The organism is Chitinophaga sp. (assembly GCF_035761305.1).
Lineage (GTDB): Bacteria > Bacteroidota > Bacteroidia > Chitinophagales > Chitinophagaceae > Chitinophaga.
This window is the reverse complement of record NZ_DASTRI010000285.1, coordinates 1-12,556: the sequence shown is the minus strand read 5'-3', so window position 1 is coordinate 12,556 and position 12,556 is coordinate 1. Positions and strand designations below refer to the sequence as shown.

Sequence of the window (12,556 nt, the reverse complement as noted above, 5' to 3'; positions counted from 1 at the left end):
TTCATGCCCATGCTGGCATCTTTCAATGCTTCACGGGTCATTTTGGTCACATCCATCGTATGCAGCTGGTAATCGGCCAGGGAACCATCCTCCAGGGGATTAACGCCTTCCGGGTAATTGGCCAGGCGCAGGTTTTTGGCGTCAAAACCATCTGTATTGGCTATAATAATGCCGCCCTTTTTCAGTGCTTTCAGGTTGGCTTTTAAAGCAGCGGCGTTCATAGCTACCAGCACATCACAGGCATCGCCGGGGGTAAATATGCGGTTGGAGGAAAAGTGCAGCTGAAAGCCGCTTACCCCGGGCAGGGTGCCCTGCGGGGCGCGTATTTCGGCCGGAAAGTCCGGGAACGTGCTCAGGTCGTTCCCAACCAGGGCGGTATTATTTGAAAACTGGCTGCCGGTGAGCTGCATCCCGTCACCACTGTCGCCGGCAAACTTTATCACTACGTCCTCAAGTTGTTGAACCGAAGTATTAGACATTGATCCTACTATTTATTAAAGTGCAAATGTAGCATTTCACAAGGGAGTAATCCTACTCATATGCGGAATAATACGTATCTGCTGCAAAAGTACACAAACCAGGTAGACTTTTAGCGACAGAAACGTTTACAGGCATTGCTTCTGGTTATGGGTAATAACTTTTGGTTATTGAGAAGGTATTGACTGTTTGCATAAACCCGGGATAAAGCTTACCTTTTAAGCCTGTTTACATGAAACGTATTCCACGTTGCTTTCACAAAAAACCAGTTTTGTATGTATAAAAGATTTCTTATTTGCGGCATTAGCTGTTTGCTTACAGCAGGCGCTGTACAGGCGTTACCGGCCGTTACCCACCCAACGCACGTTACGGCCGACTACAAAGACCTGATAGGCCGGTGGGATATTACCATTGACCAGGATGGCAAGCCGGCCCCTGCCTGGCTGGAGGTAAAGCTTTCGGGCAACCATACCCTGGTAGGTTATTTTGTATGCATTGTGGGCAGCGCACGCCCGGTAGCCAAGGTGAATTTTGACAACGGCAAATTCAACTTTACTATTCCCCCACAATGGGAAAAAGGCGACCGCGATTTTGTAATTGAAGGCGAGCTGGCCGGCAACGGCATACAGGGCACCATTACCAACAGCGAAGGCAATACCTACTCATGGAAAGGCGTAAAGGCCCCTTACCTGAAAAGAACCGCCGCGCCGGTATGGGGCAAGCCCATTGAGCTGTTTAACGGCAAAGATCTCAAAGGCTGGAAAGCCCTGGGCACCAACCAGTGGGAAGTAAGGAACGGCATTCTCACCAGCCCGCATTCGGGCGCCAACCTTATATCCGAACAAACCTTTACTGATTTTAAGCTGCATGTAGAGTTCCGCTACCACGCAGGCAGCAACAGCGGCGTTTACCTGCGCGGGCGTTATGAAACGCAGATAGAAGATAGCCCGCAGGACACACATCCCTCCAATGTTTTGTTCAGCGGCATTTACGGTTTCCTGGCGCCCAGTGAAATTGCGGCCCTGGGCCCGGATAAATGGCAAACCTATGATATTACGCTTACAGGCCGTATGGTAACCGTGGTAGTGAACGGTAAAAAAGTGATCTGCAACCAGGAAATACCCGGCATTACCGGCGGTGCGCTGGATTGTAACGAAGGTGAGCCAGGCCCTGTTTACATACAGGGCGATCACGGGCCTATTGAGTTCCGGAAGATCGTGATCACACCGGCGAAGTAAAGTGCAACCAACTATTCTTTGTACTTTTGTGCTGTAATCCGTAAACCAAACATTACTATGGCATTATTCCAATCCAACAACCCTGTACTGAAAGAAAGTACATTTGAACAAGCTACGCTTGTGCAGGATGGTAACGCAATGACTATACGCGGCACCGTTAATAAAATGATCTTTTTGCTCCTGATGGTAATGGCTGCTGCTGTTTACTCCTGGGGGATTTTTGATAAAGGCGAAAAAATAACACCTTACCTGGCCGGCGGCGCCATTGCCGGTTTTATACTGGCCCTGGTAATTATCTTCAAGAAAGAGTGGGCGCCTTACCTGGCGCCGGCCTACGCCCTGTGCGAAGGATTATTCCTGGGCGGCATTTCGGCCTTATACAGCAGCCTGTACGAGGGCATTGTGCTGCAGGCGGTGGGCCTCACCTTTGGTACTTTCATTGCCCTGCTGGTATTGTACCGCGCGCGGGTTATCCGGGCCACGGCAAGGTTTAAGGCAGTAGTGTTCACCGCAACCGCAGGCATTGCCATTTTTTACCTGATTGCCTGGGTGCTGCGCTTTTTTAACATTAACATTCCTTTCCTGCATGAAGGCAGCACTGTAGGGATCATCTTTTCCCTGGTAGTGGTGGCCATTGCCGCCCTTAACCTGGTGCTGGATTTTGACATGATAGAGAATGGCGCTGCACAGGGTGCGCCCAAGTATTTTGAATGGTTTGCATCCTTTGCTTTATTGATAACACTGGTATGGCTATATCTCGAGATATTACGTTTATTAGCCAAGCTAAACCGCCGGTAAACAAACAAATTATAACCTGGCAATACCGGGCTGTTATCTTATGCGGATAACAGCCCTTTTTGTTTTAACAACTCTATAACACAACAAATCAGTGTAGGCGTGCGTTTTTCTTTGAAATGCTAAAACAAGCCACAAGCGCGGATTTAGCTAAAGAAATGTTAAATAGAACATGCGTTATTTTAAAGGTTGGTAATGGCATGGTAATTGTAAAATTCAATGTAGACTGGTTCTTTTAAACCGGTAAAAGTTCTTTCAAACCGCTATACACCGCTTACTGCCGATCATTTTTTTAAACCTTTAAACGTGTGTGTTATGAGTAAGATCAAAGTAAGCCTGTTAGCACTCGCCGCCATTGCCTTTGGCGCATACGCCTTTAAAGGTTTTGATGGTTCCATAACCGTCAAGGTAAGGCCTGCCGACGGAGCTACAGAAGCCTGGGCGGTGCAGGGTTCAGATACCCTTAAAACAGCCGTTTCCGACGGTGCATTTACCTTTACGGGCGCCAGGGCCGGCACCTATACAGTGGTGATAAATGCCAAAGATCCTTTCAGGGATGCTGTTGTGAACGATGTAAGAGTAGAGGATGGCAAAACCACTGACATGGGCGAGATCAATTTACAACAATAACCAAGAGCAATAGTTGGTTTTCATAGGGGTTAATCAAAAAGCCGGTTCCATACGTCTGTATGGCCGGCTTCTTTTTTTTATGCTTTTTTCTTTTCCTGTAGGGGTACCCCTCCCGTTCTCCGTTATTATATTAAAGCAAAGTTATGGTTATAAAAAAGGAGGTCCTTGTCGTTAACGGCAGCCTTTGTATTGCCTGCCTGCTTTTGCTGACCCTCATTTTCACGTTTATACTGTAAAAGTGAGGTCTAAAAAACCCGTCACACTATGCAAACACAACGTACACCTGTACTTGCAGGCGCTGACATAAGTGATAGCATACCCAATGGTAACAAAGGCTATTTTTGTGTTATGCCCGATAATACCAGGTTACAGGAATTACTACAGGAGAATGAGCAGGCTTTTATGGAAACGCTGTTCAAATCCTTCTTTCCCTTTGTTTGTAAAACCATTTACCGGCTGGTACCCGATACCGCCACTGCAGAGGACCTTGCCCAGGAAGTGTTCATACGGATATGGAACCGGCGCAATGCCTTACAGGATGTGTATTTTAAAGCGTACCTGCACAGAGCAGCTATTAATATGGCATTGGACCATTTGGACAAACATAAGCGGCAGGGCAGGCACCTGTCAATAGAAGATAATGTGGTGCAGCTACCTGCAGGCTCCGGCGCAGCAGATAGCCCGCATCATGTAAAGCAAACCACCGCGCATATTCAGCAGGCTATAAACCGCCTGCCGGATAAGTGCCGGGAAATATTCATACTGAGCCGTTTCGAGGAAATGACCTACCGGGAAATTGCCGGCGCGCTCAATATTTCAGTAAAAACTGTCGAGAACCAGATGATAACCGCGTTAAAGAAACTAAGAGTATCGCTGCAGGATTACCTGGCCGTGATATTGTTGATAGCATGCAGTTCCTTATATCCTTTACTCCTACAATTTTAAAGGTATGCCTTACGAGTTAGATTATATAGAAACGCTGATTGCCCGGGATATTGATAACAGCCTGAGCCCGGAGGAAAGAGAGGCGCTGCTGGCCTGGCTGAAGGAGGATGCAGGCAACCGTGAATATTACGATGCGCTAAAGAGCACCTGGGCAATAACAGGCAATGCGCAGGCAGGCTTTATGCCAAACACTGAAAAGAACTGGCAGGCTTTTAAGCAGCATATTACGCCTGTGCCTGCACGAAGTATATTTTATACTTACCGGCATGCATTGCGTATAGCCGCCAGTGTTATACTGATAGCCGGCGCCGCTACGGCTTACTTCCTGTTCCTGCGCACCCCGCAGGTAACGGTAACTACCCTTGCCCACCAAAAGAAAACCATTACCCTGCCCGATGGCAGCAAAGCATACCTGAACCAGCACAGCAAGCTTACCTATGCCGCCAACTTTAAAGGCAGCGAGCGCGCGGTGCACCTGGAAGGAGAAGCTTTTTTTGAGGTAACGCAGCATACCGCCCGGCCTTTTGTGGTATATGCCTACCATACACAAACACAGGTGCTGGGCACCTCCTTTGATGTAAAGTCTTATAATGCCAGCCGGGTAGAAGTGGCGGTGGTAACCGGCAAGGTGGCTTTTTCCAGGCGCAATAACCAGCAGGAACGGCTGCTGCTGGAAAGCGGCAACCGCGGCGTGTTAAGCGATGCCAGGCCGCTGCGGCAAATGCCTATTGAAGATCCCAATTTTATGGCATGGAAAGAGAACCGGCTTTCTTTCCAGGACACGCGGCTGGGAGATGTGATACATACCCTGGAAAATTATTTTGATGTGCGCATTACCTTACCCGATACTGGCATGGCCCGCCTGCGCTACAACGGCACATTTGATCCCGAGCAGCTGGGCAATGTGGAAAGCGTGCTGGAAGTTATTTGCCCTACCATGAACCTGCGCTGGACCAAAAGCGCCAATGGGGCTTATACCCTACATAAACAGCTGCAGTTATAATTTACCACAACAATAAACAGCAACAAAAAACCCGTCCTTACCGGACGGGTTTTTTTATGTGATCATACATTCATTCGATCAGGCAGGGTTAGCAGCGCCGCCACCCAGTTTGCATTTCTGCAGCACTTCCCATGACTTGCCGTTATGGCGCAGGAAGTACAGGTTATTTACTTTAAAAGTAGCCTTGTATTCTTTGTTTTCATACTCCGGCCATGCCTTGTTGAACTGCTCATCTTCCAGGTCTTTAAAGGCCACGGTAACGTGCGGGGTAAAACCCGTGCGGGCCAGCATGGTGCTGAAGCCAAATTCCTTACGCAGGAAGTTGATCAGCTGCCGGTGCATGGCTGACATGGTTTCACTCTTTTCCACGTTAATGAACAGCACGCGGTTCTGTTTGTTGGGGAAAGTGCCAAAACCATTCAGCGATACTTCAAAAGGCGCCTGGCTTTTGGCAAATTCAGCCAGCTCATCGCAAAACGCTTTTTCGAGCGCCGGATCAGCTGTAAAAGGTACCTGCAGGGTAATGTGCGGCAATACTTTTAAAGCATAGGTAGGGCCGTACTTTTCTGCAAATTCCTGTTTTATTTTAATGATCTCCTTACCTACTTCGGCTGTAGGCAGCAGTGCAATAAAGTAGATCTTGTTATCAGGCTTTGGGGTAAACGGCCTGCGCTGACCGCCGCCGCCAGGTCTTCTCTGGCCGCCGCCACCGCGGTTAAAACCACCGCCGCCACGGTTGTAACCACCACCGCCACCGCGGTTGTAGCCACCGCCACCGCCGCCACGGTCGTAACCACCACCGCCACCGCGGTTGTAGCCGCCGCCACCGCCACCACGGTCGTAACCACCACCGCCACCGCGGTTGTAGCCACCGCCGCCGCCGCCACGGTCATAACCACCACCGCCACCGCGGTTGTAACCACCACCGCCACCGCGGTCATAACCACCGCCGCCACGATTGTAGCCGCCACCTTCGCCACGGTCATACCCGCCGCGATCATATCCCCCACCACCTTCACGGTTGTAATTTTCGCGGGGCCTGTACTCGCCGCCGCCATCTCTGTTGTAGTCGGGCCTATCCCGGTCCCGGTTGAAATTGGGTCTTCCCTCCCGCTCGTTGTTGTTGTTAAAGTCTGGTCGGTTGTAACCGCCCGGCCTTTCCTTGGGATCATACTCTTTGTTAACATCAGAAGAGTACCTGCGGGGGCGTTCGTTTCTCTCAAAATTCATCTTACTTAATTAAGCGTTTGAAGCAATTAATAGCTATGATTTCATAAAAATGAAATTCATCTCCATGGTATGTGATATAGTTAGTGCCGGTGATACCCAGGTATGGTCATCCGGGTTTTCTCCAGTCCACATTATACCGGCTTTGTTATGTTGTTTTTAATTTCTCTTTACCTTTTTCTGTTTTACTGGGAATTACCTCTTTCTGGAAGAACAAAGATAATTGAGTGCCGCATTCCTACTATTTTACTGGTGCACTTACCACAAATCATGCACCTTATTCTATTTAATTTTAATGTTTTGGCGAATCTACTTCTTTTCTCTCAGGACGACAGATTGATGCTACCTGATACCAAATATACGGGAATATCCATGTCATTCCTTGATCCACCCCATTTATTTTATACTGACAGTCGTTTCATAACAAACTTTTCATTTTTCCTGTTCAAAGTACCGGCTGGCATAGGTCAATGGTTTTTCAACAGTAATATTTAAAGCTAAGCTACTATTTTGTTGGTAAATTTTCTGTTATTTAACTTTAAATAACAAAATATTTCTGCCACCGGTACTTTTGGGCTATCAATCGCCGTCCAGCAAGTTGCCTAATCCTCCCAGGATGCTGCCTTCCTCCTTGCGGGGCCCTGTACCGTAAGCAATAATACGGCCAGCCAGCCGGCTGATAGGCAGGGATTGAATCCAAACCTTACCAGGGCCACGAAGCGTGGCAAAAAACAAGCCTTCCCCGCCAAAAACCATATTCCGTATACCCTTTATAAATTCTATATCAAAGTCTACATTCTGGGTGTAGGCCACCACACAACCCGTATCAATTTTCAGTACTTCGCCGGGCTGCAGCTCCTTTTCTATTACCATGCCGCCTGCATGCACAAAGGCCAGGCCGTCGCCTTCCAGCTTTTGCATAATAAACCCTTCCCCGCCAAAAATACCGGTACCCAGCCGGCGCTGCCATTCTATACCTATGCTTACGCCCTTGGCGGCGCACAGGAAAGCATCTTTCTGGCAAATTACCTTGCCGCCCATCAGCGACAGGTCCATGGGAATAATTTTACCGGGATAAGGGGCTGCGAAGGTCACCTTTTTCTTTCCTTGCCCTGCATTGGTAAAGGCGGTCATGAACAGGCTTTCACCGGTAAGCATGCGTTTACCGGCCGACAGCAGCTTGCCAAAAAGCCCCTGGTTGGGTTGGGAACCGTCCCCGAACATGGTTTGCATCTGTATTTCCTGGTCCATCATCATAAAGCTGCCGCTTTCCGCAATGGCTGTTTCCTGGGGGTCTAACTCTATTTCTACCATCTGGATCTCTTCCCCGTGTATCTTATAATCAATTTCATGGTTTCGCATATACCTGGTCTTTTTTAGGGATATCTGTATCAAAAATAATAAATGCCTTGGCTAAACAATTGTTAAATGTTAAAAAAAACCGTCCCGATAGAAATCGGAACGGTGATCTGTTAAACCTACAACTGTTACACTGTATAGCTATTGTTTCCAATAGCCAGCTATTTTAGTTCATTGATATATTCGTTTTTACACTGTGGCCATGCTCTTTTCCTTCCTGCCCGTTTTCCCCGTTCGGGAAAAATTCATACGGCCTGGCAGACATATAATGCGGATCATGCAGCTTGCGTACGGTTTCCTTTTTCATGAAAAGTTTAAGCACCAGCACCAGGAAAGGCACATATTTCAAGCCGCGCGGCAGCCTGTAATAATCCAGTACGTCAATAGAACGTTTGTTCATGGCGTACATAACAGGCACCAGTATCAGTGTAAGGAAAGTGGCAAATATCAACCCGAACACCATGGTCCAGGCCAGCGGCCCCCAAAAGGCTACGTTGTCGCCGCCAAAGAACAGGTGCGGGTTACCGGTGGAAAACAGGGTGGCAAAGTCAATGTTCAACCCTACGGCCAGCGGTATCAGACCCAGTATGGCAGCTATGGCAGTGAGCAGCACAGGCGTCATACGCGTTCTGCCGGCTTCCACTACCGCATCGTACACCGGCATGCCTTGTTTTATGAGCAGGTCGGTAAACTCAACCAGCACAATACCGTTACGCACCACAATACCTGCCAGCGCCATAATACCTACACCGGTCATTACAATGGATATATCCATACCAAAAATGGCAAAGCCCAGGAACACGCCTATGATACTGAACACTATTTCCATGGCAATTACCAGCGGACGGCCTACGGAGTTGAACTGTGTTACCATGATCATGAGCATAAGGCCTACTGCGCCCAGCATGGCCATTAACAGGAAGTTCATGGTTTCCTGCTGGTCTTCCTGCTCACCGGTCATGCGGATGGTTACATCACTGGGCCTGTTGAAGTCACGGATAGCGCTTTGTATCTTTTGCACCACCTCATTGGTGTTGTAACCGGTAAGCACGTTAGAGTACAGGGTTACCACGCGTTTCTGGTCAATACGCTTAATGCTTGCGTATGTATTGGAATAGGTGATGGTGGCTACGGCCGACAGGGGTACCTGGCGTATGGCGCCGCCCATGTTCATATCCCGGTAGGTAACATTGGTGTTCATGAGCGTATTAATATTGTTACGCTGGTTTTCCCTGAACCTTACCATTATCTGGTAATCATCTTCCGGGTCACGGAACTTGGAGGCTTCAACACCATACAATGCATTGCGCAAAGCCATGCCTATTGCAGCGGTGGAAATGCCTTCCTTGTTAGCCCTTTCACGGTCAATGTTCACCAGTATTTCCGGCTTGTTGCTTTCAAAGTCGCTTTTCAGCTCTTCCACGCCGCCTATCTGTAAAGAGTCGAGATAGCGTTTTAAGCGTGTAGAGGTAACAGTGAGCTCATCAAATTCATCACCGCTGATCTCAATGTTAATGGGCTTGCCGGTGGGCGGGCCGCCCTGCTCCTGCTCTACTGTAATATCTGCGCCGGGTATACCTTTTACTGCTTCCCGTATCTTACCCAGGTAAGCTTTGGTAGACTGGCCGTTACGTGCGCCATATTCTACAAAGGCTACCGTTACCTTGCCTTTCTGCGGCTGCACGCTCATATCCATTTGGCTGGGATCGCCCGCGCCCACCGCCACGTTGGAAATGATAGACTCCACAATCGGGTTGTTAGCGCCTACTACTTTAGTGATCCGCTTTTCAACAATATGCGTAATAGAGTCCGTATACTTCTGGTCGGTACCATTGGGCAGTTCTATGTAAGCATAAATAAAGTTGGGATCGGCCTGGGGAAAGAATATCACTTTAGGATTGCGTATGCCGGTTAATACAAGGCTGAATATCAGCAGGCCAAAGGTTGCCAGCAAAATGCCTACCGGGCGCCAGCCTACCAGGCACCAGGCCAGGCGGCGGTGATACCACTCCTGCACCCTGGGCCATACACGCTGCTGGAAACGGCGTGCCACGCCACCCAGCCAGAAGCGCTCCAGCACGATCAGTAAATAAATGAACACTACAAAGTTGCCTACTCCAAAGCTGTTGGCATATGCGATCAGCGCTATACCTGCAAATACGGCGGTAAGTATTTTAAACTTCTTGTCAAACTTAGGCTTGGGATGCTCTTCCCCTTCGTGGCGGTCCATGAAATCAACCGCGAACACGGGGTTAATAATATAGGCTACCACCAGCGACGCGCCCAGTGTAACGATCAACGTTACCGGCAGGAAGAACATAAAGCTGCCGATTACCCCGGGCCAGAACAGCAGCGGAACAAAGGGCGCCAGCACCGTAAGCGTACCGGATAGCACCGGCAGGAACACTTCGCCCGCCGCTATTTTAGCGGCTTTTACAATGCCCAGGTCATGCCGCTGCTGGAATATGCGGTGCACGTTTTCTATCACCACAATGGCATCATCCACCACAATACCTAACGCCAGCAGGAACGAGAACAGCACCATCATGTTCAACGTAAAGTCGAACATGGGTAGTATCAAAAACGCGATGAACATGGAAATGGGCACCGACAGGGCCACAAAGATGGCGTTCACCGCGCCCATGAAGAACATGAGGATAATGGTTACCAGTATAAACCCGATGATGATTGTATTAATAAGATCATGCAGCGTTACGCGGGTTGATTTTGACTGGTCGGCGGTGATGGTTACATCCAGGCCTTTGGGCAGGTAATTTTGCTGCATGTCGGCAATAATAGCGCGTATCTTGTCAGAAGCGTCTATCAGGTTTTTGCCGCTTTGTTTAATTACGTTCAGCGTTATTACATTTTTGCCGTTCAGGCGCGCATAGCTTTCCTGCTCCTTAAAGCCATCTACCACATCGGCTATGTCTTTCAGGTACACCACTGCGCCGGACATGCCCCGTACTACAATGTTGCCGATCTTGGAGGCATCTTTGTACTCCCCTTTTACACTTAAAGTACGCTTTTGCCCGTCCATTGACACCAGGCCGCCGGATATGGTGCGGTTTTCCGCGCTAACAGCATTAATAATATCATCAAAGCTGATACGGGCCGCGTCCATCTTGTATTTATCCACGTTAATCTGTATCTCCCTTTCCAGGGCGCCAACAATATCCACGCGGGTAATTTCCGTGAGCGCTTCAATACGGTCCTGCATTTCATCTGCATACTTTTTTAAAGACTGCAAATCAAAATCGCCGGACAGGTTCACGTTCATGATCGGTATCTGCGACACATCTATCTTAATGATCTGCGGCTCCTTCCCGTTCTGCGCCAGGTCAGAGGGCAGGTCGGCCTTTGCATCATCTACTTTTTCACGTACTTCCTGCCGCGCCGTTTCTATATCCACATCGGTATTAAATTCTATGGTGATGATGGAATAGTCCTGCAGGGAGGTGCTTTTTATTTTCTTTACACCTGATATGCCGCCCAGCTGCTTTTCAATGGGCTTGGTTACCAGTGTTTCCATATCTTCCGGCGCTGTTCCGAAATACACCGTATTAATATAGAACTGCGGAAACACCACTTCCGGGAACTGCTCCTTGGGTAACGACAGGTAGGAAAGAATACCGGCAAAGGCGATAATAATGGTGGCTACATAAATGCTCACTTTATTATCTATGGCCCAGCTGGTAGGTTTAAATTCTTTGGTTAGGTTGTCTTGCATACGTTCGCTTTTAGCTTAGCTGATAGCTAGAGTTTAATCAGGTCATTATCATCCAGTCCCTGGTAACCGGTAGTTACCAGCTTTTCGCCCGCCTGCAGTCCGTTCTTGATTTCTGCTATATCGTTATAGGTACGTCCCACTTCTATATCCCTGCGCTGGGCCAGCATTTTACCGTTGGCTTCCTTAGCTACTACCACAAAGGGTTTGCCCATGGTGTACTGTATTACATTTACCGGTATTACCACGGCATTACTGGCGGTGTAATCCACAATTTTCACATGCGCTATCATGTTAGGGCGCAGGGCAGGATCTGCCGGCAGCGGCACCTCAATTTTAATGGTACGGCTTTGCGGGTCAATGGTGCGGGAAGCAAAACCTATTTTAGTACGGATCTCTTTATTAATATCCGGGAAGTTAATGATCACCGGGTCGCCGGTTTTTACATTGCCGGCATAACCTTCTGCTACATTGGCCACTACCTTCAGCGCATTGCTGTTCACCACGCGGAAGGCCGCGGTAGGGGAAGAAGGTCCTACGTTATCACCCAGCCTGGCTATTACAGCATCTACCGTACCGTTAATGGGAGATATAATGCGGGTTTGGGCCAGCTGCTCATTGAGGGTAGACAGCTTTTTCTGCAGGCTTTCCATGTTATTTTTGGCAGTGAGGTATTGCATTTCGCTGCCTATCTGCTGATCCCACAGGTGCTTTTGTTTCTGGTAGGTGGTGGTAGCCAGGTCCAGCTGTGTTTTCAGCTCTGCTATGCTGGAGCGTACCAGCTGATCATCTACCTGGCCCAGGGTTTGGCCTTTGCTTACATGCTGGCCTTCCTTTACCATAATGGCGGTGACCACGCCAGGCACCTTGGAGGTTACGTTTACATTTTCGCGCGCATCCACGCTGCCCTGTACGTCAATATAATGCTGAAAGGTAGTATCATCCAGCGTTGCAATGGTTACAGTCTTTACTTTCTGAACCGTGTCTGTTTTGCCAACTTCTTTTTCGAGGGCTGCTATCTGTTCGTCAATCTTTGATCTTTCCTGCTTCAGTTTTTGCAGCTGGGCCTCCTTGGTTTTGGGAGCACCTCCGCCACAGGCAGCCAGTATAACAGCAGTGTAGGGTATAATGAAATATGTTTTGGTCATATAATGC

Annotated in this window: 10 protein-coding genes; 5 read left to right on the top strand and 5 right to left on the bottom strand. The window is 48.7% G+C overall.

The window, feature by feature from the left end; all coding sequences use genetic code 11:
• Positions 1–479, bottom strand: a 479-nt coding sequence (locus VFS25_RS24215; RefSeq protein ID WP_326464766.1) for a 2-oxoacid:acceptor oxidoreductase family protein, incomplete at its 3' end; no start/stop codon positions are given.
• Positions 480–752: 273 nt separating this feature from the next.
• On the opposite strand from VFS25_RS24215, the gene VFS25_RS24210 reads away from it, so the two are divergent.
• From VFS25_RS24210 to VFS25_RS24190, 5 genes are all read left to right on the top strand, one after another.
• Entirely contained in the window at positions 753–1,715 is a 963-nt protein-coding gene (locus VFS25_RS24210; protein ID WP_326464765.1) for a DUF1080 domain-containing protein, read from the top strand.
• Positions 1,716–1,772: 57 nt separating this feature from the next.
• Positions 1,773–2,513 carry a Bax inhibitor-1/YccA family protein gene (locus VFS25_RS24205; RefSeq protein WP_326464764.1) on the top strand — a complete coding sequence of 247 codons (741 nt, stop codon included), beginning with the start codon at positions 1,773–1,775 and terminating at the stop codon, positions 2,511–2,513.
• Positions 2,514–2,825: 312 nt separating this feature from the next.
• Positions 2,826–3,140 (top strand): carboxypeptidase-like regulatory domain-containing protein, encoded by a 315-nt coding sequence (locus VFS25_RS24200; protein ID WP_326464763.1) that lies wholly within the window; start codon positions 2,826–2,828, stop codon positions 3,138–3,140.
• A gap of 264 nt (positions 3,141–3,404) precedes the next feature.
• Positions 3,405–4,085 carry an RNA polymerase sigma-70 factor gene (locus VFS25_RS24195; protein WP_326464762.1) on the top strand — a complete coding sequence of 227 codons (681 nt, stop codon included), beginning with the start codon at positions 3,405–3,407 and terminating at the stop codon, positions 4,083–4,085.
• 4 nt (positions 4,086–4,089) lie between these two features.
• A complete protein-coding gene (locus tag VFS25_RS24190) occupies positions 4,090–5,088 on the top strand; it encodes a FecR domain-containing protein (RefSeq protein WP_326464761.1) in 999 nt (332 codons plus the stop codon).
• Between the two features lie 78 nt (positions 5,089–5,166).
• Here VFS25_RS24190 and VFS25_RS24185 read toward each other — a convergent pair whose 3' ends face one another.
• The 4 genes from VFS25_RS24185 to VFS25_RS24170 all read right to left on the bottom strand — a co-directional run.
• The gene (locus VFS25_RS24185; protein WP_326464760.1) at positions 5,167–6,318 is read right to left on the bottom strand and encodes a 2'-5' RNA ligase family protein; all 1,152 of its coding nucleotides are present in this window, start codon (positions 6,316–6,318) and stop codon (positions 5,167–5,169) included.
• A 576-nt stretch (positions 6,319–6,894) separates the two neighbouring features.
• Entirely contained in the window at positions 6,895–7,677 is a 783-nt protein-coding gene (locus tag VFS25_RS24180) for a TIGR00266 family protein (RefSeq protein WP_326464759.1), read from the bottom strand.
• Positions 7,678–7,840: 163 nt separating this feature from the next.
• Entirely contained in the window at positions 7,841–11,404 is a 3,564-nt protein-coding gene (locus tag VFS25_RS24175; RefSeq protein WP_326464758.1) for an efflux RND transporter permease subunit, read from the bottom strand.
• Positions 11,405–11,430: 26 nt separating this feature from the next.
• A partial coding sequence (locus VFS25_RS24170; RefSeq protein ID WP_326464757.1) for an efflux RND transporter periplasmic adaptor subunit occupies positions 11,431–12,556 on the bottom strand: 1,126 nt, incomplete at its 5' end.